Here is a 25,635-nt window from a genome sequence, read left to right on the forward strand (position 1 = left end):
GATATCAACCATGCCCGGATTGCATCGTTTCACACATCTGCTGCATCTGCTGGAAGTGTGGATATTCAACAACCCGCGCAAGGTGCTGTCGGTGATCGCGATACTGACACTGATGTTTGCCCTGCGTATTCCCGGCCTGAAAATCTACACGGATTTTGCGGACCTTCTGCCCCAACAGCATCCATACATTCAACTGCACAACAGCATTAAAGACAGCTTCGGCGGCGCCAACGTTCTGGTGGTCGGTGTCGAGTTTTCCGATGGTGACATTTTCACCAATGAGAACCTCGCCCGGATTGATCGAATCACGCAGGCGGTAGACAGTCTGCCAGGGGTTAATCACAACCTCGTGTCCAGCGTCACTCACCGCAACTCCCGGAAAATCTGGTTAACGGAAGTCGGTAGCATCAACTCCGAACCCTATTACGACTCCACCAGCGGTGAATACTCCCAACAAGCACTGGATGCCATGCGGGCCGATGTGGCGGCAAATCCTAGGGTCTACGGCCCTTTGGTCTCCCCTGATCTGAAGATGGCGCTGGTCAAGGCCCAGCTCATTGAAGGCAAGCTGGACTATGAAGCGACATTCACCCAGCTCCAGGAGCTTCGCACCAATGAAGCCGCCGAGGGCGTGACCATATACGCCACCGGTCAGCCGGTGCTGGTGGGCTGGGCCTACACCTACATGGACCAGATCCTGCAGATCTTTATCTTCACAGTGCTCACCATGCTGGCCCTGCTCATCTTCCACTTCCGTAAAGCGTACGGTGTGCTTATCCCCCTTGGAGGCGTTCTCATCTCCACCGTCTGGGGGCTTGGGATTATCAGTGTACTCGGCTACAACCTGGACCCCTTGGGTCTGGTAATCCCCTTTTTGATTGCGGCGCGGGCCATGAGCCATGGTGTGCAACTGGTCGAGCGCTATTACGCAGAAACCCTGGTGCTGGGTAGCGGCCCGAAAGCTGCGAAGGCCACCTTCGACAGTCTTTTCCGGCCCGGTTCCCTGGGTGTGGTCTCCGATGCTATTGGCCTCTCGCTGATCGCCATCGGCTCCATCCCCTTGAACACCCATCTTGGCATCTACGCGTCACTCTGGGCGATCACCGTTGTCTTTACCGTCCTGATCGGCGTTCCGCTACTGCTGTCTATTCTGCCTACGCCCAAGAATCCGGAAATTCGCGAAACTGCCTTGCGCCACATTGGCGCCAGTTGCTCAAGAACGGTTACTCGGCCCGGAGCAGCCCGAGTCATTCTCGCCGTGGCAGCGATCGCCATGCTGGGTGGTTTGCTGGCCGCTTCCAATGTGCAAATTGGTGACTCTGAACCAGGCTCGCCGATTCTCTACCCTGACCACGATTACAACATCTCTTCCCGCGTTGTGAATGACCGTTTCCCGGGATCCGAGGAGCTCTACATTGTCGCGGAAACGAGTGAAAAAGGCGGACTGAAGCGTCCCGAGGTGCTTGAGGCCCTGTCTGATCTTCAGGCCCACATGCTCCTGGACCCCGAAGTGGGCGGCAGCAAAGGGTTACCGGACCTGGTAAAGCAGGTGAATCGTCTGATGCATAACGATGACCCACGCTGGTACCAGATTCCTCACGAAGCCGGCTACGTGGGTGGGTTGATGTTCACGTACATGGCGTCCAGCCCGGTACCCGGCGCCCTGGACGAGTTCAACGACACCGACGATCGCGTCGCCAACCTGGTGTTCTACTACAAGGACCGTCAGGGCGAAACCATCCGACGAGCCATCCACATGGCCAAACAGTGGATTGCCGAAAACGGTGACAGCGTAGAAGGCCTGACCATCCGGCTGGCCGGCGGAACGCTCGGTGTAGCCGCCGCCATGAACGAATCGGCGTTCGAGACCAACGTCATTGTTCTGCCTCTCGTGTTTCTGCTTATCTTTGCTTTCGTCATGCTGTTCTACACCTCCTGGCATGCCGGGCTAATGATGCTTATGGCCATGCTGTTTGCGACTACGCTGACCTATGCCTATATGGGCCTGAATAGCCTGAGTATCGACATTAACACCGTGCCGGTCATTGCGGTCGGGATAGGGGTTGGTATCGATTACTCCATCTACATGATGGACCGGATCCGGGAAGAAATGGCCAAGTGCGGAGACCTGAGAGAATCCGTTCGGCGAGCCATTTCCACCACCGGCATGGCGATCAGTTTCACCGCTCTGACCCTGATGGCCGGCATCATCATGTGGGTCATCTTCTCCAATCTTCGCTTCCAGTCTGATGCCGCGCTGCTGCTGTGCGTGATGATCGTCATCAACGGCATGGCCGCCATGTTGCTCGTGCCCTCCTGGGTTCTCGCCTTCAAACCCCGGTTCATTACCGACGTGTACGCCGATGAAGACGGAATCCTGCATTCCGATCACAAGGAAACAAAATCCGCTCCATCCCCTGTGTTGGCCTCAAGACAGGACGATGGGTTTGTGACGGGAGCGCCGTACCGGGCCTGAACCCGGCATACCGCCCCACTAAAACCTGTAACGAGGACATGCCATGCAAACAACAATAAAAGGCCTGAGATTCTGGTGCTGCACCCTTGCGGGCAGTGCCAGCCTCGCGCTGTTTCCAATAACCATGACAGTTGCCGCGGAAGATACCCTGGTCAACGGCTTTTACGAGAATGCAACCTATGGGCGGGAGGGCGTCGGCCTTTCCAAATTCCGAAACACATTGCAGTTGGAAGGCGAGAAACGATTTGGTGATGTGGGCATTTTCAGCAATGTTTCCATCAATGGCACCCTGCGCGGCACCTACGACGGCGTCTACGATCTGAACAAGGACGAATACGGCCGCACCGCCGGCGGCGCCATCCTGCTTGAAGACACCGCACCGGCGCCCAACCCGGACCCATTCGTACCCCATGGTGGCGGTATCGCTCCGACACCCAACTTCGGTTTCGATATCAATCAGAACCCCAACGACGGCATGATCGTCCTGGGTGAAAACCTGCATCCCCAGGATGGTGGTGTCGGATTCGGAGTGCCTGTTCGGCCCTGCGATGTCGATAGCCGGGGCTGTATTGATGATTATCTGGACAAGGATCTGAATGAGCTTCGCTTCCAGGAATTCAATGACAGAGCGGACTTCATCCGTGAGCTCTACGTCGATTTCGATCTGAACTTCGACAGCGGCAACGTACTGAGTACCCGGCTTGGTAAGCAGCAGGTGATCTGGGGCAGGACAGACCTGTTCCGGGTGCTGGATGTTATCAACCCGGTGGACTTCTCCCGCAACAACATTTACGACGAGCTGGAAGATATCCGCATTCCCATGTGGATTCTCCGTTCCGACTATCGCATGGGCCCGACCGAAGTGTTCGATGGCCTTGCGTTCGACGATCTGAACTTCCAGGTGGTCTGGAACTTCGATCAGTTCCGTCCCCACGACATTGGCCAATGCGGCCAGCCTAACGTCATTCTGGACGCAGGCTGCTTCTTCCGTGGCATGAACAACCTGTGGGAAAACGGGGGCACCGTTGCCAACTTCGCCAACGGCAGCATTGCGACCGACTTCGGCCCGGGTCAGATCGGCATCCGTGAAGCCCACATGCCAAGTTGGAGCCTGTCCAACACCCAGCTCGGTCTCAAACTCGAAGGCGTGTATGGCGACCTGGGCTTCTCCCTGAATGCCCTTACCTATCGTTCACAGCTGCCCTCTTTGCGCGGCGGTATTCCCGCTGAAAATGCCTTCACTGGCGAAACGGCGGTATGGCCAGGCTTGATTGCATTCGATATCCACTTCCCCCGGGTCAATCTGGTGGGTGGATCACTGGACTATTACTCCCAGGGTATCGATACCGTATTCCGGGTTGAAACCGCCTATACCTCTGGTGAGGAATTCGCCAACACCCTTCGCGAGAAGCTGTACTCCGAATCGGATGTCGTTCGATATGTGGTTGGTGCCGACAAGAATATCTTCATTCCCTTCCTGAACGAGTATCAGGCGTTCCTGTTCTCTGGACAAATCTTTGGGCAGCACATACTTGATCATGAACGGGAACAGCGACTGTTCGGTGAAGCGGGCATACCGGACTGGGAACAGAACTGGATCGCCACGCTGTTGATCAAGGGTTTCTACATGAACGGTCGGTTGAGCCCGCAGATCATCACAGCACACGACGTCCGGGCGCAGGCAACCGCAATCGCCCCTTCGGTTGAATGGCTGGTTAGCGACAACTTCAAGTTCACGGCCGGCGCCAACTTCAAGGTCGGCGACGGGGCTCGCAAGTTTGATGACTGCCGCAGCTGTAACCCCTGGGATCCGTTCACCGCCCTCTATCCCGGCCAGCCCGCTGGGGAATCCGCCGGCCTTTCCGGCTATGAGCCCCTCGGCCGTTTCCAGTCCGGTCCAATCGGTATGGCCCAGAAAGAAGACGAAATCCAACTGACTGCACGTTACAGCTTCTGATAACGAGGAAACAAAATGACTACGACAAAGACAAGATCCGTTTTTCGCTTCCTGATCGCAGGCTGCACCGCCAGCCTGATGTCGACAGCGTGTTTGGCAAATGAGACGGTGATCACCAACTCGTTCTACCCCTACAAAACTGAAACGCCGAGTTTTGAAGGCCTCGAGCCTGGCATGGTGATTAATCAAAGCAATGTGGCCCAGTTCAAGGACGCCATCGACCCGGCATTCTATGGCTTTATAGAACAGGGCTGGACCACCATTACTGTGGGGGAAACCACCTCATTCGACCTGCACCCCAACTATGTTGAAGCGACCCGAGTCGCACTCGGCCAGGTGGCGCTTGGTGATGAGGTCGGTGAAATCAGCGGCTGGAGCGCTGGCCGCCCCTTCCCCGAAGAACCGGATGCCAACGACCCGAGAGCGGGCGAAAAGCTCGCCTGGAACTACAAGTACGGCTACAACTGGGGCGACAGCGCGGCCATCTACCCGTTCTACTGGAAGTACCGGGACATGGACTCCGGCAAAGTGGAGCGTACCATCAAATTCAACTTTCACTTCCTGAACTACAAGGGGCGGGTGATTCAGGAGCCGACGCCGGAAATCACCCCGAACCCGTCAGACCTGTTCCGTGCTATCTACGTTCAGGTTCTCGACCCCGCAGATGTGCGCAATACCCAACTGCTGATTCATCGGGCCGCCGACGATCTGAAACGGGACAACTCCTGGCTGTACCTGGGCTTCCAACGCCGGGTCCGCCGCCTTGCCACCGGTCAGGTGACCGATGCCTTCCTCGGCTCCGACTTGATGATTGAGGATTTTGAGGGTTACAACGGCCGCATCTCGGACATGAACTGGACCTACAAAGGCACCCGCTACATGCTGATGCCATTCTACAACCACAACGATCTGCAGCTGGACTCAGAAACCCACAGCGACAGCGACGGTTATCAGGTTGTAGCGTTCGGTGGCCAGGGCGGCTGCTTCCCGGATATTACCTGGCAGCTGCGCAAGGTGTACGAGGTTGAAGCGGCACCGGTGGATGAGAGCCATCCGCTGTCAAAGCGGGTTCACTACATCGACGCCCAGACCTTCACCATCCCCCGTACCGTGTCCTATGACCGCAAAAGCAGCCTGTGGAAAACCTTTACCATCGGCCAAGCCCATCCAGATCATCACCTACCGAAAAACAAGGGCAGCGGTGTCTCCATCGATGACAGCTTCAGCATGATCGATGTTCAGGCCAGCCACTGCACTACCGGTCAGTTCAAGGGGCAGGTTGATCCAGAGCTGTCTCCGCCCCAGATGTTCAACGTTCAGCACCTCCGCGCAACCGGAAGCTGATCTGGCGTTCATTGTTGCTCCTCTTTTTGGCCCGCCTTTGCGGGCTCCTTTTCCCATTTCGGAGGTTGAACAAGATGTCCCGATTTGAACCTTTGCCGGACTTCCCCCACGAACACGACCAGCTACTGGTTCTGACCGACAGCGAAGGCGGAATCACCTACGCAAGTGCAGCATTCTGCAGGCTCTGCGGTTTCTCTCAAGAAACGCTGAAAGCCGTCTCCTTCAACAGGCTGAGGCATCCCAAAATGCCCAAGGGCCCGCTCAAGGATCTGTGGGAAACCGTTGGCAGGGGCGAGTCCTGGATGGGCATGATCCTCAACCGCAAGGCCGATGGGTCTGACTGGTGGCTTGATGCCTTTGTCAGCCCTATTAGCGACAATGAGGGTAACGTTCTTGAGTACCAGGCTATTTACCGGAGACCCGATGCCGTCACAGTTCAACGTACTGAGCAGGTATACCGCGCCCGCAGCAAGGGAAAACAGCCTCTTGCCCTGCGAATTCCCAGGCTTACCCCAACCACCCTGCAATGGCTGACCGGTACCCTTTGCCTTACCCCTTCCCTGGTCGCGGGAATGGTCGGTCAGCCCGGACTGTCTGCCACGTTGTTTACCCTCGGCGGCATTACCTCCCTTGGCCTCCTTTATAAGCTCAATCGCCCCCTCACCCGGCTATTTCATCGTTGCCGCAGGCTCGTCATTCACCCAATCAAGCAACTGGTCTATACCGGAAACGCCGGTGTGGCGGGTCAGATTGAGCTGGCCATGCGGATGGTGGAGGTGCGACTGGAGGTCATGGCAGCCCGGATTCGCGACAGCGGCGGCCAGATAGAAGGCAATGTCCTGCAGGCCAACACTCTGCTTCAGGAAAGCACAGACGCCTCGGAAAAGCAGCAAGCGGCCCTGTCCATTGCAGCCACGTCCATTGAGGAATTCACAGCAACCATCCGAGAAGTCTCAGAGACGACCCAGCAAGCGGCCAGCCTCAGTACACGCAACCGGGAAGCAGGAGAAGATAGCGCTCGCTCAGCGGCAGCCGCCAAGGAGAGCATCCACGCGCTGGCCCGGGAGCTGGAAGCGTCCAGCCAGACTGTGAAAGAACTGGACCAGAACAGCCAGGCCATTGGCCGGATACTGGACGTGATCGTCGCTATTGCGGAACAGACCAACCTGCTGGCACTGAACGCGGCCATTGAGGCCGCTCGTGCCGGTGACAGCGGGCGCGGATTTGCTGTGGTAGCGGATGAAGTCCACTCTCTCGCACAGCGTACCCAGGAATCCACAGACGAGATTCAGGCGATGATCACCGACTTACAGGAGGGCACCCGACGGGTGGTCGAATCCATTGAAAAGGGCAAGCGCCAGTCTGTCAGCAGCGTCGAGCAGGTGTCCGCCTGTGCCGAAGCACTTCAGGCTATCGCGGCGGGCATTGTCGAAAGCGATGGCCTTAACCAACAGGTTGCGGCAGCCAGTGAGTAGCAAAGCCAGACGGTATCGCAACTGAATCAGGACATTCACGATATTCATCAGATAGCCGTCACAACCAGCGAGCAGCTTCTCGATTCTGTCAAAGTCGGCCAGGCGGTCGGCTACCACGCAGGCCGGCAGCAACTGCTGATCAAACACCTGATGCCAGCCGAAACCAGAAATAGAAACCGTGGATCACAAGCTGGCTCCCCCGATAAAAAGGGGCTGCGGGGGAGCCCTGAATCCATCAGAAATGAATAACCGTCCGGATGCTCTTACCCTCATGCATCAGATCAAAGGCCTTGTTGATGTCCTCCAAAGGCATTTCATGAGTAATAAACACATCCAGCGGAATCTCGCCCTTCTCGGCCTTTGCCACATAGCCCGGCAGCTCGGTACGGCCCTTTACGCCACCAAAGGCTGAACCACGCCAGACCCGGCCGGTCACCAACTGGAACGGACGGGTGCTGATTTCCTCACCGGCGCCGGCAACACCGATGATGGTGGATTCACCCCAGCCCTTGTGACAGGCCTCGAGTGCCGCACGCATCAGTTTCACGTTACCCACACATTCAAAGGTGTAGTCCGCGCCGCCGTCGGTCATCTCGACGATCACCTCCTGAACCGGCTTGTCGTAATCGTTGGGATTGACCACATCGGTAGCGCCCAGCTGTCTGGCGATATCGAACTTGCCGGGATTGATGTCCACGCCGATGATTCGCCCGGCTTTGGCCATCTTGGCACCGATGATGGCAGCCAGGCCGATGCCGCCGAGGCCAAAGATAGCAACGGTTGCGCCTTCTTCAACCCTGGCGGTGTTCAGAACTGCACCGATGCCGGTAGTCACACCACAACCGAGCAGGCAAACCTTGTCCAGCGGCGCTTCCTTGGGGATCTTGGCCAGGGAGATTTCCGGCAGCACAGTGTATTCAGAGAAGGTGGAGCAACCCATGTAGTGGTAAAGCGGCTGGCCTTTATAGGAGAAGCGGGAGGTACCATCCGGCATAACGCCCTTGCCCTGGGTTGCACGAACGGCGCCACACAGGTTGGTTTTGCCAGAGGTGCAGAACTTGCACTCGCCACATTCAGCGGTATAGAGGGGAATGACGTGGTCACCGACTTCCAGTCCGGTTACGCCGGGGCCGACCGCTTCAACAATACCGCCACCTTCATGGCCAAGGATAGTGGGAAACAGGCCCTCTGGGTCAGCGCCAGACAGGGTGTAAGCGTCGGTATGGCATACACCGGTGGCAACGATACGCACCAGGACCTCGCCCTTCTGCGGCGGGGCAACATCAACTTCAACGATTTCCAGCGGCTTGTTGGCTTCAAACGCCACCGCGGCACGGGATTTAATCACTGGCAGGCTCCTCTGGATCGATTGGGAATCTCGGCTATTACGGATTCCGGTTGTTTGACGGAATCTAGACGACCGGTCTAATATACCAATCATGACAACGAACGACACCCGCACCCACATTATTCACACCGGCGCCGACCTGATCGGCCAGAAAGGCTTTGGCGCAACCGGCATTAATGCCGTGCTGACGGCCGCCGGCGTGCCCAAGGGATCGTTCTATCACTACTTTAGCAGTAAGCACGATTTCGGTCTGGCGGTTATTGATACCTTCGCGGAGGAATACGACGCCAAACTGGATCGGATTCTCAACGACACCAGCCGCACCTGCGTGGACCGCCTGCGCGCCTACTTCGACACCGGCTTTGAGACCATGACCGGTTGCGAGTACACCCGGGGCTGCCTGATCGGCAATCTGGGCCAGGAGCTGGCGGGGCAGAACGAGGCCTTCCGGCAACGGCTGGACACGGTCTTTGCCAGTTGGGAAAAACGGTTCGAACAGTGCCTTGCCGAGGCCCAACGGGCCGGGGACATCAGCGCCGGCATAGACCCGGCCGACGCCGCCAGCTTCCTGCTATCCGGCTGGGAGGGCGCCATCCTGCGCTCAAAGGTTCTCAAGTCCACGGAACCCATGGAGCGGTTCGTGCGGGTCTTTTTCAAACAATGCCTGAACATCGGCTGAACTTTTTTTCGATCACTAACTAGTAGACTGGTCTAATTACCAGAATTTAATCTTAAGCGTATGTCATCCTGAAGGAGGATGCCCGATGAGCACCCAGAACGATCCACTGTTTCAACCCTGCCATCTGGGCCAATTGGCCCTGCCCAACCGGGTTCTGATGTCGCCACTGACACGCTCCCGCTCAAGCCAGCCCGGGGACGTTCCCAATGCCATGAACGCCCGCTACTACCAGCAACGGGCCGGCGCCGGCCTGATCATCAGTGAAGCCACCCAGGTGTCACCACAGGGCAAGGGCTATGCCTTTACCCCCGGCATTCATTCGCCGGAGCAGGTTGAAGGCTGGAAGAAGGTAACCGGCGCGGTGCACATGGCCGGTGGCCGGATCCACATGCAACTGTGGCACGTGGGCCGGATCTCCCACCCGGACTTGCAACCGAATGGTGAAAAGCCCGTTGCGCCTTCCGCGATCAGACCCGAAGGCGCCAAGACCTTCATCAGCGCCGACTCCGGCATGGTGGATATTCCGGAGCCACGGGCCCTGGAAACCGGGGAAATGGCCGGTATCGTCGAGCAATACCGCCAGGGCGCACTGAACGCAAGGGAAGCTGGCTTTGATGGTATTGAAGTCCATGCCGCCAACGGCTATCTGCTGGACCAGTTCATCAGGAGCGGCAGCAACCAGCGCACCGACGAGTATGGTGGCCCGGTGGAAAACCGCCTGCGCCTGCCGCTGATGGTGGTCGAGGCCGTTATCGACGTCTGGGGCAAGGACAAGGTCGGGGTTCGTGTCAGTCCCACCGGCAGCTTCAACGCCATGCACGACGACAGCCCGGTTGAGACCTTCGGCACCTTCGCCCGGCACCTGAACGACCTGGGCATCGCCTACATCGAAGTGGTGGAGGACTCCTTCCAGGGCAATCATACCAACGGACGCCCGGAAGAGGTGATCAATGCCATCCGTGCCAGCTTCAAAGGCACCTACATCGCCAACGGTGCCTACACTGCTGATGAGGCCCGCAAGCGTATCAACGAAGGTCGCTGCGACCTGGTCAGCTTCGGTCGCCCGTTTATCGCCAACCCGGATCTGCCGGAACGCTTCCGCCAGAATGCGCCGCTGAACGAGTGGGACGACCGTACCTTTTACGGCGGCGACGAGCGCGGATACACCGATTACCCAACGCTACAGGAACTCGAAAAGAGCGCCTGAATAGAGCTTTCATTCCCAAAGGAGACACACCATGAGCAATACCAACGACCCAATCAACCGCAAAGTCGTCATTATCACCGGTGCCAGCAGTGGTCTCGGTGAAGCCACCGCCCGCCGCCTGGCTGACAGGGGCGCCAGGCTGGTGCTCGCCGCCCGCCGTGAAGATCGCCTGAAAGCCCTGGCGGAGGACCTGAAATCCAGGGGCGCCGAGGCAATCTGGCAGGTTACCGACGTGACCGACCGCACCCAGGTGGAATCGCTGGCCGCGGCGGCTAAAGAGGCCTTCGGCCGGATCGATGTACTGGTCAATAACGCCGGCCTGATGCCTCTGGCGCCGCTGGACGCCCTGAAGGTAGACGAATGGGAACAGATGGTGGACGTCAACATCAAAGGCGTGATGTATGGAATCGCGGCGGTATTGCCAACCATGAGAGAGCAACACAGCGGGCACGTCATCAACCTGTCGTCCGTCGCCGGTCACAAACTGTTTCCGGGGGCCGCTGTCTACTGCGCCACCAAATACGCTGTCCGGGCCCTGTCTGAAGGGCTGCGCATGGAGGCGGGTGACGAGATCCGCAGCACCAACATCTCGCCGGGGGCCGTGGCGACCGAGCTCACCAGCACCATCACCGATCCGGACGCCAAACAGGCGGCGGACGAGCTCTACAAGGTGGCGATTGATTCCGACGCCGTGGCCCGGGCCATTGTTTATGCCATCGAACAGCCCGCAGACGTCGATATCAACGAAATCATACTGCGGCCCACCGCCCAGGAGTTGTAACCCCAACCCGGTCCTTCAAATCCTTAGCAGCGCCGCCGCATTCCGTCTGGCGGCGTTGCGACCCATCTTCAAAGTTCCCCTCCGCCACCCAACGTGCCATTAAAACCCGGGCAGTCGCCGCGACACCGAGTCCCGGTGGTGAACCGGGCCCGGCCTGGCGTTGGCGCGGCATGGCTTAAGGAGCAGTTGATCGACTATGATGTTGGAAGCAACTACGGCAACGGGCTATACCTCGCCAACGTAGGAGCCAACCCCAGAGGCCTGAGACAGTTCAACCTCAAGAGGCAGACGCGACAGCACGGTCCCACGGTCACCTTTGCGGATCGCTGGGGCGGACATGCGGAACTGCCCGTGGGATTACACACAGTGGATGCAGCAGACTGGCTTCTGTTGTGACAAGCGTGGCAGATATGACAAATTCCGGAAAGACCAGCACAGCGCGGGACACCCTGGCCCGCATTATCGACACCACTGCGCCGGGCACACTGCTAAGCTGCGGAGCTCTGGCCACAGAGGTATCCCGGTTCTGGCAACAGCATCGGAATGACACTCACCTGCACACCCTGGACACCAGCGACCCAAACGCCAGCCTGCCAATGGACCGCGTTGCCGATCTCGCCCTGATCAGCGACACCCTGGAACATCTGCCCCACGGCGAAGGGGCACTGCTGCTGGGCCAGCTCAGGAACTACGGCACCCATCAGATAGCCGTGCTGGTGGGCGAAGCGCCAGACTGGGCCTTTACCGATTTCATTGGCCTGGGCTTCCGGCGCCATGCCGAGCTGGAAAGTGAGAACGGTGCACTCACGCTGTACACCTACAATCTGGACACTTACAACCATAAACGGGCCTGGAACAATCCAGAGCACTGGGCCAATCCGGAAATGTGGGGAAAAGCATGGTGGTGAACAGCCTGTCTTCAGGAAAACTCAAACCCAGCACCATCCGAATCGGCACCCGGTACCGGGCCAACCGTCTGAAAGGCCCCTACGATGCCATCGTGATCGGCTCCGGCATTGGCGGCCTGACCACAGCAGCCTGTCTGGCGAAGGCCGGCAAGAAGGTTCTGGTGCTGGAACAGCATTACACCGCCGGTGGCTATACCCACAGCTATGCCCGCCACGGTTACGAGTGGGATGTGGGTGTGCACTATATCGGTGACATGGGCTCGCCCCATACCCTCGGCCGCCGGCTGTTCGACTACATCACCAACGGCAAGCTGGAATGGGCCCCCATGGACGAAAACTACGACCGGTTCTTTCTGGGCGACAAGGTGGTCAACCTGCGCGCCGGCAAGGAAGGCTTGCGGCACTCGCTGCTCAGCGCTTTCCCCGATGAACAGAACGCCATCGACCAGTACCTGAAGCTGCTGGGCAAGGTCGCCGACGGCATGCAGTGGTACACTCTCTCCAAGCTGACCCCCGGCATTCTCAGGCCACTGGTCCACAAGGGCCTGGATGTGGCCCTTCCGGCGTGCTTTAACAAAACCACCTGGGACGTACTGGGCGGGCTGACCGACAACCAGGAACTGATCGGCGCCATTGCCGGCCAGTGGGGCGATTGCGGGGTCACGCCGAAACAGTCCAGCTTCATGGTCCACGCGCTGATCGCCAAACACTACCTGCATGGCGGTTTCTACCCCGTCGGCGGGGCGTCGGAAATCGCCAAGACGATTATTCCGGTCATACAGAAGCCCGGCGGAGAGGTGTTCACCTATGCCGATGTCACCAACATCCTCATCGAAAAAGGCAAGGCGACGGGTGTACGTATGGCCGATGGCGAGGAGATCCGCGCACCTCTGGTGATCAGTAATGCCGGCGTTATCAACACCTTCGAGAAGCTGCTGCCTGAGGATGCAGCCGAGAAAACCGGGTATCAGGGCAAACGCCAGCGCATCACCCCATCAATGCCCCACATTGGCCTGTACATTGGCCTGAAAGGCACGCCGGAACAACTCGGGCTGCCCCGCACCAATTTCTGGATTTACCCAGGTGCCGATCACGATGGCAACGTGCAGCGGTTCCTTGATGACCCGGAGCAGGCGGATTTCCCGGTGGTGTACATCTCCTTCCCGGCTGCCAAGGACCCGGATTACCAGAACCGCTGGCCGGGCACCTCCACCATCGAGATAGTCGCACCCACCACCTGGGAGCTGTTCGAGCCCTGGCAGGGCACCCTCTGGGGCAAACGTGGCGAGGACTATGAGGCCCTGAAGCAGAAGATCACCGACCAGTTACTGGAGGTGTTGTACGAAAAGCTGCCACAACTGCGGGGCAAAGTGGATTACGTGGAAACCTCCACTCCGCTTTCCACCGCCTGGTTCTGCCGGTATGGCCGGGGCGAACTCTATGGCCTGGATCACAACCCGGAACGGTTTGAACAGGCCTGGCTGAAACCCAAGACCGACATTCCGGGCCTTTACCTTACCGGCCAGGACATCCTCACCTGCGGGGTGGTGGGCGCCATGATCGGTGGCCTGGTCACCACCCTGGCCATTCAGGGCTGGCGAGGCGCCGGACTGGCGAAGCGAATCTTCGTGGGTTAATGCCATTGGAAATGCCGCCGGGGTTGCGCGATCATGGCTGCCCAACATCTCAGGTAATAAAGGGAACCTGTTCATGGCCCTGTTCAGCCAGAAAAACGCCGAGAAACAGTTAAACGCGGAAGCCAGCAAGGTCCATCGGGAAGACCTTGAAACACTGCTGGACCGGCAACACGCCATCGAGGAAAAAGTGAAAGGCAGCGGCAAACTGAAGCGTTTCAGTGCGGATATCCAACTGATGTTCTCGATGATCCGGGACTACTGGTACGGCAATTACCGCAGCGTCCCCTGGAAAACCATCGCAGCAGTGGCGGGCGCGCTTCTGTATGTGATGAACCCGCTGGATGTTATCCCGGACCTGATCCTGGGTTTCGGTTTTCTCGACGATGCCGGCGTGGTCGCCCTGTGCCTGAAGCTGGTGGAATCCGACCTGCACCGTTACGCAGCCTGGAAAGAACAGCAGGAAGAGGTGAAAAGTGCACCTCAAACGAATTGATTAAATTCTGAACCGAAGGTACCCTCACACCCCTTGCTCTGTCGGTACGTCAATCAAATCTGGAGTTCCCGTGGATTTCGCCACTCTTATCGGTCTTGCTGGCGCCATATTACTTATCGGCTCCGCAGTAATTCTCGGCACCTCGCCGGTGGTTTTCCTCAATCCTGCGTCACTCTTGATCGTTGTTGGCGGCACCTTGCTGGTGGTACTCGCCAAGTTCAGCATTGCCCAGTTTTTCGGCGCCTTCAAGGCCGCTGCCAGGGCGTTCAAGTTCAAGTTACCGGAAACCCAGGCCAGCATTGAAGAACTGGTGGATATCGCCAATGTCGCCAGAAAAGAGGGCGTGCTCGGCCTCGAGGACCGGGAAGTAAGCAGCCCCTTTCTCGGGCAGGGCATCCAGATGCTGGTTGACGGACAGGACGGCAATACCATCAAGCAGCTTCTGAACAAGGAACGCCTGATGACACTGGAGCACAATCGCTGCGGCGCCAAGGTTTTTACGGCCATGGCGGACGTCGCTCCGGCCATGGGCATGATCGGCACCCTCATCGGTCTGGTTCAGATGCTTTCCAATATGGAAGACCCGAAATCCATCGGCCCTGCCATGGCCGTTGCGCTTCTGACCACGCTCTATGGCGCCATGATCGCCACCATGATCGCTACGCCCATCGCAGACAAGCTGTCTCTCCGAATGACAGAAGAAGCCCGGATGCAGTCTCTTTACACCGATGCTCTTGTGGCCATTCAGGAAGGCACCAATCCGCGGATTATCGAACAGATGCTCTCAAGCTACCTGCCACCGAAGGAGCGCGGGAAACTGGTCGAAGCCGAGGGCACATAGGCATGGATGAGCTGCCGGAAGAGGAAAAACCGGGCATCCCCGCCTGGGTAGTCACCTTTGCAGACCTGATGTCCCTGCTGATGTGTTTCTTTGTTCTGCTGCTTTCATTCTCGGAAATCGACGCCCAGAAGTTCAAGCAGATTGCCGGCGAACTTTCCAAGGCCTTCGGGGTCCAGCGCGACGTACCGGTACTGGAAATACCCAAGGGCACCAGCCCCATTTTTGACACCTTCTCGCCCGCCCCGCCTGAGCCCACGGTGGTAAATGAAGTAAGGCAAACCACCACGGATGAACAGCCGGAGCTGCAGACCCTGAAAAGCCCCACCGACATGGCCGTGGAGGCCGCAATTCAGGAGCAGATAAAGGAAACCATGAACGATCTTGCGCAGGTACTGGAGCCGGCCATCGCCGACGGGCGCATCAACGTCAGCCAGGACCAGCGGCGCATCGTGATCCGCGTCGAGGAAAAAGGCTCGTTTCCATCAGGCTCCGCACAACTGACCTGGGAATTCGAAGGCCTTCTGCTGGAAATGGCGAAAGTTCTGGCCACGATTCCCGGCAATCTGACCATTGAAGGCCACACTGACAACGTGCCCATCCGCACAGAACGCTTCTACAGCAACTGGGACCTGTCCGCGGCCCGGGCGGCGGCCGTGGCCAATGTATTGCTGGCCCGGGATTACGTGCAGCCCACCAGGCTGGCGGTAACCGGGCGGGCGGATACCGAGCCGAGAGTGTCGAACACGTCCCCCGGGAACCGCGCAAAAAACCGCCGGGTGGAGATCATCATTGATCTTTCCGAGCCCATGCAGGAACAGGAAATTCGCCTGCGGGAACTCATTGAGTCCGAATCCGTGGGTCAGGAAGCGATCATTGGGGTTGAGTCTGGCACCCCCTCCTCCGGCGAAATCAGCTGGTAAAAAACAGGCCATATTGGTGCGTCGACCCTTAAAACGCACAATGATAGTGCGATAAACGCCAGCCATACCCCGCCAGCCGCGTTCAATATTGCCGCAACCCTCACTCCACCCTGGAAATGCATTGTTTTGGAACAGCTCTTGCTAAAGCTGCCCCTCATCAATGCACAACCCAATACCCTTCCCATGCACAATGGCCCGAAAGAGGCCGGATACCCAACATCAGGAGCCAAAACCCGTGGACATCACGAGTGCAGTAAACACCCTGACCGAAAGCGCCAACACACTGTTCATCCTGATCGGTGCCGTTATGGTGCTGGCCATGCACGCCGGCTTTGCCTTTCTGGAAGTCGGTACTGTCCGCCACAAGAACCAGGTAAACGCGCTGGTCAAGATCATGACCGACTTCGGCATCTCCGCCGTGGCCTACTTCTTTATCGGCTATTACATCGCCTACGGCACTCACTTCATGAACGGCGCCGCCGAGCTCACCGCCGCCAACGGCTATGAGCTGGTGAAGTTTTTCTTCCTGATGACCTTCGCCGCGGCGATTCCCGCCATCGTATCCGGCGGCATTGCCGAGCGGGCAAAATTCTACCCCTTGCTGATTGCTTCGGGTCTGATCGTGGCTTTTGTCTACCCCTTCTTCGAAGGGTTGGTCTGGAACGGCAACTACGGCTTCCAGAGCTGGCTTGAGAACCAGTTTGGTGCATCCTTCCACGATTTCGCCGGCTCTGTTGTAGTGCATGCGGTCGGCGGCTGGATTGCGCTGGCGGCGGTGCTGGTACTGGGCGCCCGTAAAGGCCGGTATCGCCACGGCAAGGTAGTGGCGTTTGCGCCTTCCAATATTCCATTCCTGGCCCTCGGCGCCTGGATACTCACGATCGGCTGGTTTGGCTTTAACGTCATGTCCGCCCAGACCCTGGATGGCATCAGCGGCCTGGTGGCGGTAAACAGCCTGATGGCCATGGTCGGCGGTATCCTGACGTCGATGCTGCTGGGCCGCAAAGACCCGGGCTTTATTCACAACGGCCCGCTGGCCGGACTGGTGGCCGTGTGTGCCGGTTCAGACCTGATGCACCCTGTCGGGGCACTGATTACCGGGGGTGTGGCCGGCGCCATCTTTGTGTACCTGTTTGAATGGGCCCAGGCCAGGATTGTACGCCTGGACGATGTGCTGGGCGTCTGGCCCCTGCACGGTGTCTGCGGTGTCTGGGGCGCCATCGCCTGCGGCATCTTCGGCCAGGAGGCTCTGGGTGGCCTCGGTGGCATCAGCCTGATGTCCCAGATCATCGGCTCGGTGGCCGGTGTCAGTGTCGGCTTTGTCGGCGGTCTGATCGTCTATAGCGTTATTAATGCGATCTCCGGCCTGCGGCTGACGGAAGAGGAAGAGTTCAACGGTGCAGACGTGAGCATTCACCACATTGGCGCAACGGCTATCGAATAATCTTGTCGGTGGCCCGTCTTTTGCAGCCGGTTTTTCCATTCCGCGCCGTTATGTACGGCACGATTGACAGAGGCGGACCGAACCATGCTGATCCAGACGCCGGCCGAAGGCCTGTACGACGAACTGTTCGATGAAAACAACCGGGTACGCCCCCAGTGCCGGATGCTGGAGCATTGGCTGATCAACTCCAACGAGGAGTTGATCGCCGAAAAGCGCCGGGAAGCCGATGTACTGTTCCAGCGACTCGGCATCACTTTCAATGTCTATGGTGAGGACCAGGGAGCGGACCGGCTTATCCCCTTCGACCTGATCCCCCGCGTAATTTCCGCCAGTGACTGGCAGAAACTGCAAAGCGGACTGCGGCAGCGGGTCCAGGCCCTGAACCGGTTTCTCTACGACATCTACCACGACTACGACATCGTCAAGGCCGGCGTGATCAGTGCCGAGCAAGTGTTTTCAAACTCCCAGTACCAGCCGGGGATGCAGAACCTGAAGCTGCCCCGCAACCTGTATTCCCACATCGCCGGCATCGACCTGATTCGTCATAACGACGGCGATTTCTACGTGCTGGAAGACAACCTCCGCTGCCCCAGTGGGGTGTCCTATATGCTGGAAAACCGGCGGATGATGATGCGGCTGTTCCCGGAACTATTCACTCACTCCGCGGTGGCACCGGTGGAACATTACCCCAACCTGTTGGGCGAGACCCTGCGGGCGGCATCCCTCAAGGCCGACCCGACAGTGGTCGTGCTCACCCCGGGCCGGTTCAACAGTGCCTATTTCGAACATGCTTTCCTGGCCAGGCAGATGGGTATCGAACTGGTGGAGGGCGCAGACCTGTTCGTGGCCCACAACAAGGTGTACATGAAGACCACCATCGGCCCGCAGCAGGTAGACGTCATCTACCGGCGCATCGACGACGACTTCCTGGACCCTCTGGCCGGGAATCCGGATTCCATGCTCGGCGTGGCGGGTCTCTACGCCGCCTACCGCACCGGCAACGTGGTTATCACCAACGCCATGGGGACCGGGGTTGCCGATGACAAATCCATCTACCCCTATGTACCGGACATGGTCCGCTTCTATCTGGACGAGGAACCCATCCTGAAAAACGTCCCAACCTGGCAGTGCCGCAAACCGACAGACCTTCAGTATGTGCTGGACCACCTGCCGGAGCTGGTGGTCAAGGAAGCCCAGGGTGCCGGGGGCTATGGCATGCTGATCGGCCCGAAAGCGAGCAGCAAAGAACTGGCCACCTTCCGCAGCCTGCTCAGGGCCAGACCCCAGGACTACATCGCCCAGCCAACGCTGAGCCTCTCCACCTGTCCGACCTTTGTCGATGAGGGTGTCGCTCCGAGACACCTTGATCTGCGCCCCTTCGTATTATCCGGAAAGAAGATCCAGATGGTACCGGGCGGGCTGACACGGGTGGCCCTGAAAGCAGGGTCACTGGTCGTTAACTCTTCCCAGGGTGGTGGCACCAAAGACACCTGGGTACTGGAGGGCGACCCATGCTGAGCCGCGCCGCCTCAAGCCTGTTCTGGATGGCCCGTTACCTGGAGCGGGCCGAAAGCCAGGCCCGGCTTCTCAATGTCAGCCTGACCATGGCCCTGATTGATGTGCCGGAAGACCGCACCGAACAGTTATCCGTGCCCTTGCTGGTGTCAGGAACCCGCGAGGTTTTCCTCGACTACCATGAGGAAATCACGCCCCAGAATCTGATCGATTTTCTGTTGCTCGACAACCGGCACCCCGCCAGCGTGTTCAGCATTATACGAAGTGCCCGGGATAACGCCCTTCATGTGCGGGGCAACCTGTCCTCGGATGTCTGGGAAAGCATTAACCAGGCCTGGCTGGAGATGCAGGGATTACAACGCAAGGGCGTTACCGAATCCAACGCCAGCACTGTGTTCGACTGGGTCCGGGAACGCTCCCACATGTTCCGGGGCGCAGCCTATGGCACCCTGCTGAGAAATGATGCCTTCCATTTCCTGAGGCTGGGCACTTTCGTTGAACGGGCCGACACCACCGCCCGGGTGCTCGATATTCGCCACGTCATGGCCATGAAAGCCATGGAAGACCACACCACCCAGGCCTTTTTCGAGTGGACAGCCGTGCTGCATTCCCTGGCAGCCTTCGAGGCCTACCAGAATACCTACGGCCATAACCTTGATGCCACGAGCGTTGCCGAGCTCCTGATCCTGGAGCCGGACGTGCCTCGTTCACTGCATGGTTGCCTGCAGGAAATCGCCAGTCTTCTCGAGCAGGTGGAAAGCGGGGATGCCAGAGGCTCCCGGCGCCTGGCATCCAGCCTTTACGCCAATATCCGCTACGGTGACCGGGATTACATAGCCGAACGGGGCCTGCACGAATACCTGGTGGATTTCCTCGACCGGATTCAGGGCATCGCCGCTCAGATCCAGAGAGACTACATGGGGTGGCAGGGATGAGACTTCATATCCGGCACGAAACGCGCTACACCTACGAAGCACCGGTGAGTGACAGCATCCAGTACATCCGGCTGACGCCCCGCAATACCCCGCAGCAACGCATCCACGACTGGCACCTGGAGGCACCCGGTGAAACCAGTCAGATGGTGGATGGTTTCGGCAACCTGGTGACGGTAATGACCCTCGATAAAGCGGTGAACGAGATCGTGCTGACCGCCGAAGGTATTGTCGACCTGACGGGAAAACCACTGACCCGGGATGATTCCCCCTTCCCGCCGGAGGTCTTCCTGCGCCAGACCCCGCTCACCGAAGCGGACGAAGCGCTGAAAACCCTGGCTGTTCAGCATCCCCCCAATAAACGGGGCCTGGTAAGGCTGATGAAACACCTGCGGGAGCACGTGACGTTCATGCCGGGCGCCACCACCGTGACCCACACGGCCAGCGAAGCCTTCAAACAGAAGGCCGGTGTCTGCCAGGACCACACCCACATGTTCCTGGCCTGCTGTCGGCATATCGGCGTTCCCGCCCGATATGTCAGTGGCTACATACACTCATTGAACGACGCCCACGTTGCCACCCACGCCTGGGCCGAAGCCTGGATTGGCCGGAACTGGCAAACCTTCGATGTGGTAAACACCCTGAATGTGGCCGAAAGCCACATCAAGCTGGCAGTCGGTCTGGATTATCGCGATGCGGCACCGGTGCGCGGCGTTCGGGCTGGCGGGGGGATGGAGCACATGGAGACCCGGGCCTGGGTGACCAACCCGGCAGACAGTCAGTAACAAAAAGCCGGCAAACGCCGCAATAAAGCGCTCACACCTGACCGGAGGAGTTGATTAGACTACGCGCAACAGAGCAAGCCTTTCAGGAGGGCTTCATGACCTATTGCGTAGCGATGCGGCTGGCCGATGGCCTGGTGTTCGCATCGGACTCCCGGACCAATGCCGGCTTTGACCAGATCTCCACCTTTCGCAAGATGCACGTTTTTGAAAAACCGGGCGAACGCGAGCTGATCCTGCTGTCCGCAGGCAACCTGGCCACCAGCCAGAGCGTGATCAGCCTCCTGGAGCGACGGGCCGGAACCGACGTGCACAACGTCCTGAATACCGGCTCGATGTTCGAGACGGCGGAAACCGTTGGCCAGACCATGCGGGAGGTGATCCGCCGCGACAACCCCGACGGCAGACTCGGCCATGTGGATTTCAGTTGCTCGCTGATCCTCGGGGGCCAGATTCGGGGTGAAGAACCCAGGCTGTTCAATATCTACCCGGAAGGGAATTTCATTGAAGCCACAGAAGAAACGCCGTTCTTCCAGATCGGCGAGTCCAAGTACGGCAAGCCGATTCTGGACCGGGTCATCAGCTACAAGACGCCGCTGAACCGTGCCTATCAGTGTGCCCTGATCTCGTTCGATTCCACTATGAAGAGCAATCTCTCGGTGGGCATGCCCATCGATGTCGCCATCTACCCGCGGGATGCCCTCAAACCCTGCTTTACCGAGCGGGTCGAAGAGAACAGCAACTACTTCCATGAACTGCGACAGCAATGGCATCAAGGTATTCAGGGACTGTTCAATCAGCTTGAACCGCCGGTGCTTGCCACCCGCTAATGGCCATAGCCGGTCAGCTCCATGTAGCCCACACCGGAATGACTGCCGGAGACGGTAACCGGGCTTTCCCAGTAAGGGTAAAGCCCGGTGTTTCGGTAGTCCCCCACCGGCGCAGACACCTCGAGGCTGACCCCGTAGCCCGCCACTTCCAACTGCCATTGGCGTGGGTAGCCGCTCTGCCCGGAAACAGGTGCCATTCGGAGCTGGTCCGGCGTAAGGGCCACCGGCTCTCCCTTTTCCGGAATCCAGGTGCCGGACCGGAAGGCACCGCCGTCTTCCCGCAACTGAAAGGCCATCAGCTTGTCGCCCGAATCCAGGTGCAGGGCAAACCAGTCCCAGCCCTGTTGCCCGGCCTTGAGAAACTGGCTACTCCACTCCCGGTCGAACCAGCCCTGGCCCGAGACGTCCAGTGTCTCATCGCCCAGGGTAACCGTGCCTTCAATCTGCAAGTCCACCAGGCTGAAGTACATAGACCCCTCGCCACTGGCGGATTTGGTGCTGAAGCCCTGGTTGCCGTGGGCGACGGGTCCGCGGTTGATGCTCATAAACAGATCGTAGGACCAGCTATCCGCTGACACCCGCAACTGCCAGGGGCCGTCACCAGACGGGTCGCTGAGTTGCCAGTTATCCAGCCACACCGTCAGTGGCTCCGCAATCGCACCGGCATGGCCAACATCGCCGCGGGCCAGTTTCTCCGCAAAATAGTGTCGACCCTTGAAACTCACCGCGCCATGGGCCATCCAGGCGGCTTCCAGAGGCCATTCGCTGGCGGGAGGCGGTTCGGCATCCACCGGCCTGGGCTTGATGGCCTGACGGAACTGGGTCCATTGCAGGCCCAGGGAGTCTCCGCCGGCGGTTTCCAGGTTGGCGGTCAGGTACCACCACTCGATGCGGTGTTGCGGGTGGGGGCCGAAGTCTTCGGGGAAACTCAAACGGTCGCCTAGGCCGGGCTGCAAAAACGGCACCTCGGACTCCGGCTCAGCAACGCCCGCCAGGCCGGCAAACCCGGACTGTTGCTGCTGTTCCGAACAACCGGCAAAGACAAGCAGAAACAGCAACCAGAAACTCCGTCTCATCGTTCACCTCCTGCCAGGGCACTGGTGCTCTCCGGGGCCAGGGCCGGGGTTTTGAGCTGCCGACGCATCAGCAGGGCAATACTGAGCCCGACCAGCAGACTCAGCACGCCAAGTTCCAGCCAGAACCGCGGATAGACCACCATGGGCAGGGACCAGCCAAAGGCCAGAGGGTTGATGCGATGCACCAGAGCCCAGGTCAGCCAGACGCCCAGGGGCAGGGCCAGCAACGCGATAGCACTGGTCAGGGACACCGCCAGCCGGGTCAGTTGGGCCGAGGCCTGTCGGCGTGACAGCCCCCACACCACCAGCAACCGGAAGTACCAGGCCCGGGTGGAGAAAAACACCCAGCCCATCATCAACAGGGCAATGGCGGCCAGGATCAGGGTCAGGGCGGTCATGGCCCGGGTGAACACAAAGGTCTGGTCAAAGATCGCAGAAGCCAGCTCTGCAATGGCCCGATTGTCCCGGACGGTGAGTTCCTCAACCCGCCAGATCTGCTTCAACTGTTGGCTAATGGCCTCAATATCGAGCGTCCCGGGCGATACCGACAGGCTCTGGAAACCCGGAATAAAATCCGGGGGCAACACAGCAGCGTTCACCAGAATTTCACCCGCAGGGCGGCCGTAATCCGGGTAGATCGCAAGCACCGGGAAATTGAGCACCTGGCTACCGAGTTTCACCTTCAGAAGCTGGCCGGCGGTCACACCCTGCCGGCGGGCAAGCTGTTCATTCACCATCAAGCCCTGGCCCTGTTGCAGCGCCCGCCATGGCTGGGCCGTTGATTCAAACAGCTGCCATCCGGTCACCAGTGGGCCAACGGGCCCGAGGGCAAACACGTCCACCACCGGGCCCGGCTCGCCGGCGGCGCCCATGAGCGTCGCCTCACCCCGAACCACCCGATGCCACAACCCGGAGGATGCGAGTTCCGGCTGTTCCGACAGCCAGTCCAGAGCCAGGCCTGTATCCACGGCCTCGGGCACTTCAATGTAATACTCCGCCTCCAGCCTTTGGGCCAGCCACCGGTCAAAGGTGCTTTCGAAGGTGGTGACCAGGGCCTGCACCGCCAGCACCATGGCCATGGCAAACTGCAGTGCCACCAGTGGCAGGGCCAGGCGCCGGGCCAGCACCGAAAGCTCCCGGTGGCGCCAGCGTGACAGCGGGTCTGTGTCTCTCCCTGCCCACCCGTCTGCAAGCCGGGAAATCAGCATCGGCGCCAGAGTACCTGCCGACACGAACACCATGGCCAAGGCAACGAAAAGCCAGACCAGGGCAGAGGCCCAAATCGACACGGCAATACCGGCCATCAGCACCAGAACCAGGAACCCGCCAACCCAGCGGGCATCCCCGGACAACCGCTGCGCCAGTGGCCGGAGCAAATCCGCCAGGCAAGCCACCAGAACCACCGCCAACATGGTAGCAAGAGGCATCAGCCAGCCGCCGTCCCGCCCCGCGTACAAGGGCTGATCGAACAGCCCTTCCAGCGCCCGCCCGAAACCACTGCCAAGACCGGTAGCCAGCCAGCGGCCAAGCCAGATTCCGGGCATAATACACACCAGGGCCAGCACCATGATCTCAATGGCCAGCAGGCGGTTGATGCGCCGCCGGGGAACGCCAAACCTATGCAGCAGGGCAAAACTGTCGCGACGCTGGGCCAACCCGAGCAGGTAAACACTGCGTACCAGCAGGGCCGTGATCAGCAGAACCAGCACACCCAGCGCATCCAGATTCAGCAGGAAACTGTCACCCAGCTCCCCGGTATCGGGCCCAACCCTGAAAGGCGCCAGTTGGTAACCGGAAGGGAGGTCGCCGGCATCCTGGGCGTCCGACACCAATAACGACAGCTCACTTCGCTGCCGCCGGGCCAGTTCGGCCGCGTCACTGATATCCACAAAGGGCCGGCCGTCCAGCTCACCACGCCAGGGTGATTCTTCCCGGTCAGGATTCCCGAAGCAGCCGGCCGCCAGGGGATCAACACCAACAACACGACCCGTTTCCGGCGAAGTCACTTCCAGCCAGGGCATCACGCAAAGCCCGCGGCGCCGCAGCTTGACAAAGTCTTCCACTGTAACCCGTTCGCCGTCTTTGCGTTTTACCTGCTGGCGCCCGGCCACTGCCGATTCGCTCTGCTCAAGACTGGCCCGGGCCTGGCTGGTCAGGTGGTGAACGCCGGTCCAGAGCATGGTGGCCAGCACAATCATGGCGCCCAGCGCCAGCAGTTGCAGAGGGTGGCGGCGATAGTGGCTGAACAGGGCGGCTGGGAGAGTCATGACAGGCTCAGGTTCCGGGCTGATGCCCGAGATCCATGTGCTGGCTGCAGCGGATGGCCAGCTCCGGGTCGTGGGTGGCCAGGACCAGCCCGCAGCCATGGCGGGCCTGCAACTCAAACAGTTGCCCGATAACCGCCTCGGCGGTGTGGTGGTCGAGACTGCCTGTAGGTTCATCGGCAAGAATCAGGGTGGGTTTCATGGCAAACACCATGGCCAGTGCGGCCCGCTGGCGCTGACCGCCGGATACCTGATCCGGGTAACGGTCCGAAAGCTCGCCGATACCCAGCCTTTCAAGCCAGTCCTGACAGTCATTTTCATTGTGGCCCGCAAGCCGGGCCCGCAAGCGGACGTTATCCAGCAGGGACAGAGCAGGCATCAGGTTGGCTTCCTGGAACACCACGCCGATCTGATGCCGGCGCAGGTTGCCCCAACGTGCTTCAGCCTTGTTCATTGCGTCGGGCTTCCCGCTGTCGAAGGTCTCGCCAAGCACCTGGACCACACCGGCATCCGGCATTTCCAGGCCACAGAGGATGTTGAGCAGGGTGCTCTTGCCGGAACCGGAACGACCGGTCAGGGCCAGTGATTCGCCCCGCTCCAGATGCAGGGAAAGATCCGTGAGCACCGGTACCGGTTCCGTGCCGCTGCGAAACTGCTTGTCCAGGCCTCGGGCCCAAAGCAAAGAATCCACCATGTCTTTCCTGCCTGATTGCCTGTCTGATTGCC

Annotated in this window: 22 protein-coding genes; 18 read left to right on the forward strand and 4 right to left on the reverse strand. The window is 59.4% G+C overall.

What is annotated here, in order from left to right; translation table 11 throughout:
* Positions 1 to 10 precede the first annotated feature (10 nt).
* The 4 genes from QPL96_RS16515 (at position 11) to QPL96_RS16530 (ending at position 7,252) form a co-directional block, all read left to right on the forward strand.
* Complete coding sequence (locus QPL96_RS16515) at positions 11 to 2,476, forward strand: RND family transporter (protein WP_303288411.1); 2,466 nt, start codon at positions 11 to 13, stop codon at positions 2,474 to 2,476.
* Positions 2,477 to 2,519: 43 nt separating this feature from the next.
* A complete protein-coding gene (locus QPL96_RS16520; protein WP_303288412.1) occupies positions 2,520 to 4,433 on the forward strand; it encodes a DUF1302 family protein in 1,914 nt (637 codons plus the stop codon).
* Positions 4,434 to 4,448: 15 nt separating this feature from the next.
* The gene (locus QPL96_RS16525; RefSeq protein ID WP_303288413.1) at positions 4,449 to 5,777 is read left to right on the forward strand and encodes a DUF1329 domain-containing protein; all 1,329 of its coding nucleotides are present in this window, start codon (positions 4,449 to 4,451) and stop codon (positions 5,775 to 5,777) included.
* Between the two features lie 74 nt (positions 5,778 to 5,851).
* Positions 5,852 to 7,252 (forward strand): methyl-accepting chemotaxis protein, encoded by a 1,401-nt coding sequence (locus QPL96_RS16530; RefSeq protein ID WP_303288414.1) that lies wholly within the window; start codon positions 5,852 to 5,854, stop codon positions 7,250 to 7,252.
* Positions 7,253 to 7,487: 235 nt separating this feature from the next.
* Here the strand turns inward: QPL96_RS16530 and QPL96_RS16535 are convergent, their stop codons facing one another.
* Positions 7,488 to 8,600 carry an S-(hydroxymethyl)glutathione dehydrogenase/class III alcohol dehydrogenase gene (locus tag QPL96_RS16535; RefSeq protein ID WP_303288415.1) on the reverse strand — a complete coding sequence of 371 codons (1,113 nt, stop codon included), beginning with the start codon at positions 8,598 to 8,600 and terminating at the stop codon, positions 7,488 to 7,490.
* A 91-nt stretch (positions 8,601 to 8,691) separates the two neighbouring features.
* Here QPL96_RS16535 and QPL96_RS16540 point away from each other — a divergent pair, with 91 nt between their 5' ends.
* The 14 genes from QPL96_RS16540 (at position 8,692) to QPL96_RS16605 (ending at position 21,569) form a co-directional block, all read left to right on the forward strand.
* Positions 8,692 to 9,279: a TetR/AcrR family transcriptional regulator gene (locus tag QPL96_RS16540; protein ID WP_303288416.1), complete on the forward strand. Its 588-nt coding sequence runs from the start codon at positions 8,692 to 8,694 to the stop codon at positions 9,277 to 9,279.
* Between the two features lie 85 nt (positions 9,280 to 9,364).
* A complete protein-coding gene (locus tag QPL96_RS16545) occupies positions 9,365 to 10,486 on the forward strand; it encodes an alkene reductase (protein ID WP_303288417.1) in 1,122 nt (373 codons plus the stop codon).
* Positions 10,487 to 10,517: 31 nt separating this feature from the next.
* Entirely contained in the window at positions 10,518 to 11,267 is a 750-nt protein-coding gene (locus tag QPL96_RS16550) for an SDR family oxidoreductase (RefSeq protein ID WP_303288418.1), read from the forward strand.
* A 138-nt stretch (positions 11,268 to 11,405) separates the two neighbouring features.
* On the forward strand, positions 11,406 to 11,663 hold the full coding sequence (locus QPL96_RS16555; protein ID WP_303288437.1) for an FAD-binding domain-containing protein: 258 nt from the start codon (positions 11,406 to 11,408) through the stop codon (positions 11,661 to 11,663).
* 14 nt (positions 11,664 to 11,677) lie between these two features.
* Positions 11,678 to 12,175 carry a DUF6231 family protein gene (locus tag QPL96_RS16560; RefSeq protein WP_303288419.1) on the forward strand — a complete coding sequence of 166 codons (498 nt, stop codon included), beginning with the start codon at positions 11,678 to 11,680 and terminating at the stop codon, positions 12,173 to 12,175.
* Complete coding sequence (locus QPL96_RS16565; protein WP_303288420.1) at positions 12,166 to 13,812, forward strand: NAD(P)/FAD-dependent oxidoreductase; 1,647 nt, start codon at positions 12,166 to 12,168, stop codon at positions 13,810 to 13,812. The genes QPL96_RS16560 and QPL96_RS16565 overlap by 10 nt, the downstream gene beginning before the upstream one ends.
* 73 nt (positions 13,813 to 13,885) lie before the next feature.
* Positions 13,886 to 14,305, forward strand: coding sequence for a YkvA family protein (locus QPL96_RS16570; protein WP_303288421.1), 420 nt, complete (start codon positions 13,886 to 13,888; stop codon positions 14,303 to 14,305).
* A gap of 70 nt (positions 14,306 to 14,375) precedes the next feature.
* A complete protein-coding gene (gene pomA, locus QPL96_RS16575) occupies positions 14,376 to 15,146 on the forward strand; it encodes a flagellar motor protein PomA (RefSeq protein ID WP_303288422.1) in 771 nt (256 codons plus the stop codon).
* A 2-nt stretch (positions 15,147 to 15,148) separates the two neighbouring features.
* Complete coding sequence (locus tag QPL96_RS16580) at positions 15,149 to 16,066, forward strand: flagellar motor protein MotB (RefSeq protein ID WP_303288423.1); 918 nt, start codon at positions 15,149 to 15,151, stop codon at positions 16,064 to 16,066.
* A 235-nt stretch (positions 16,067 to 16,301) separates the two neighbouring features.
* Positions 16,302 to 17,510 (forward strand): ammonium transporter, encoded by a 1,209-nt coding sequence (locus QPL96_RS16585; protein WP_303288424.1) that lies wholly within the window; start codon positions 16,302 to 16,304, stop codon positions 17,508 to 17,510.
* Positions 17,511 to 17,594: 84 nt separating this feature from the next.
* Positions 17,595 to 19,028 carry a circularly permuted type 2 ATP-grasp protein gene (locus QPL96_RS16590; protein WP_303288425.1) on the forward strand — a complete coding sequence of 478 codons (1,434 nt, stop codon included), beginning with the start codon at positions 17,595 to 17,597 and terminating at the stop codon, positions 19,026 to 19,028.
* Positions 19,022 to 19,960, forward strand: coding sequence for an alpha-E domain-containing protein (locus QPL96_RS16595; protein WP_303288426.1), 939 nt, complete (start codon positions 19,022 to 19,024; stop codon positions 19,958 to 19,960). Before QPL96_RS16590 ends, QPL96_RS16595 begins: the two co-directional genes overlap by 7 nt.
* A complete protein-coding gene (locus QPL96_RS16600; RefSeq protein ID WP_303288427.1) occupies positions 19,957 to 20,742 on the forward strand; it encodes a transglutaminase family protein in 786 nt (261 codons plus the stop codon). The genes QPL96_RS16595 and QPL96_RS16600 overlap by 4 nt, the downstream gene beginning before the upstream one ends.
* A gap of 95 nt (positions 20,743 to 20,837) precedes the next feature.
* Positions 20,838 to 21,569, forward strand: coding sequence for a proteasome-type protease (locus tag QPL96_RS16605; protein WP_303288428.1), 732 nt, complete (start codon positions 20,838 to 20,840; stop codon positions 21,567 to 21,569).
* Here the strand turns inward: QPL96_RS16605 and QPL96_RS16610 are convergent.
* Genes QPL96_RS16610 through QPL96_RS16620 form a run of 3 tightly spaced genes read right to left on the reverse strand, consistent with a single transcriptional unit; the run spans position 21,566 to position 25,603 of the window.
* Complete coding sequence (locus tag QPL96_RS16610) at positions 21,566 to 22,645, reverse strand: lipocalin-like domain-containing protein (protein WP_303288429.1); 1,080 nt, start codon at positions 22,643 to 22,645, stop codon at positions 21,566 to 21,568. The two genes, QPL96_RS16605 and QPL96_RS16610, sit on opposite strands and share 4 nt — an antisense overlap.
* Positions 22,642 to 24,912 (reverse strand): FtsX-like permease family protein, encoded by a 2,271-nt coding sequence (locus QPL96_RS16615; RefSeq protein ID WP_303288430.1) that lies wholly within the window; start codon positions 24,910 to 24,912, stop codon positions 22,642 to 22,644. Before QPL96_RS16615 ends, QPL96_RS16610 begins: the two co-directional genes overlap by 4 nt.
* Positions 24,913 to 24,919: 7 nt before the next feature.
* Positions 24,920 to 25,603: an ABC transporter ATP-binding protein gene (locus QPL96_RS16620; protein WP_303288431.1), complete on the reverse strand. Its 684-nt coding sequence runs from the start codon at positions 25,601 to 25,603 to the stop codon at positions 24,920 to 24,922.
* Positions 25,604 to 25,635: the final 32 nt, after the last annotated feature.

Source organism: Marinobacter sp. SS8-8, assembly GCF_030540945.1.
Lineage (GTDB): Bacteria > Pseudomonadota > Gammaproteobacteria > Pseudomonadales > Oleiphilaceae > Marinobacter.

Coding starts and splice junctions, on each gene's coding strand:
- QPL96_RS16515 (WP_303288411.1), top strand. CDS start 11: ATGCCCGGATTGCATCGTTTCACACATCTGCTGCATCTGCTGGAAGTG.
- QPL96_RS16520 (WP_303288412.1), top strand. CDS start 2,520: ATGCAAACAACAATAAAAGGCCTGAGATTCTGGTGCTGCACCCTTGCG.
- QPL96_RS16525 (WP_303288413.1), top strand. CDS start 4,449: ATGACTACGACAAAGACAAGATCCGTTTTTCGCTTCCTGATCGCAGGC.
- QPL96_RS16530 (WP_303288414.1), top strand. CDS start 5,852: ATGTCCCGATTTGAACCTTTGCCGGACTTCCCCCACGAACACGACCAG.
- QPL96_RS16540 (WP_303288416.1), top strand. CDS start 8,692: ATGACAACGAACGACACCCGCACCCACATTATTCACACCGGCGCCGAC.
- QPL96_RS16545 (WP_303288417.1), top strand. CDS start 9,365: ATGAGCACCCAGAACGATCCACTGTTTCAACCCTGCCATCTGGGCCAA.
- QPL96_RS16550 (WP_303288418.1), top strand. CDS start 10,518: ATGAGCAATACCAACGACCCAATCAACCGCAAAGTCGTCATTATCACC.
- QPL96_RS16560 (WP_303288419.1), top strand. CDS start 11,678: ATGACAAATTCCGGAAAGACCAGCACAGCGCGGGACACCCTGGCCCGC.
- QPL96_RS16565 (WP_303288420.1), top strand. CDS start 12,166: ATGGTGGTGAACAGCCTGTCTTCAGGAAAACTCAAACCCAGCACCATC.
- QPL96_RS16570 (WP_303288421.1), top strand. CDS start 13,886: ATGGCCCTGTTCAGCCAGAAAAACGCCGAGAAACAGTTAAACGCGGAA.
- QPL96_RS16580 (WP_303288423.1), top strand. CDS start 15,149: ATGGATGAGCTGCCGGAAGAGGAAAAACCGGGCATCCCCGCCTGGGTA.
- QPL96_RS16590 (WP_303288425.1), top strand. CDS start 17,595: ATGCTGATCCAGACGCCGGCCGAAGGCCTGTACGACGAACTGTTCGAT.
- QPL96_RS16595 (WP_303288426.1), top strand. CDS start 19,022: ATGCTGAGCCGCGCCGCCTCAAGCCTGTTCTGGATGGCCCGTTACCTG.
- QPL96_RS16600 (WP_303288427.1), top strand. CDS start 19,957: ATGAGACTTCATATCCGGCACGAAACGCGCTACACCTACGAAGCACCG.
- QPL96_RS16605 (WP_303288428.1), top strand. CDS start 20,838: ATGACCTATTGCGTAGCGATGCGGCTGGCCGATGGCCTGGTGTTCGCA.
- QPL96_RS16610 (WP_303288429.1), bottom strand. CDS start 22,645: ATGAGACGGAGTTTCTGGTTGCTGTTTCTGCTTGTCTTTGCCGGTTGT.
- QPL96_RS16615 (WP_303288430.1), bottom strand. CDS start 24,912: ATGACTCTCCCAGCCGCCCTGTTCAGCCACTATCGCCGCCACCCTCTG.
- QPL96_RS16620 (WP_303288431.1), bottom strand. CDS start 25,603: ATGGTGGATTCTTTGCTTTGGGCCCGAGGCCTGGACAAGCAGTTTCGC.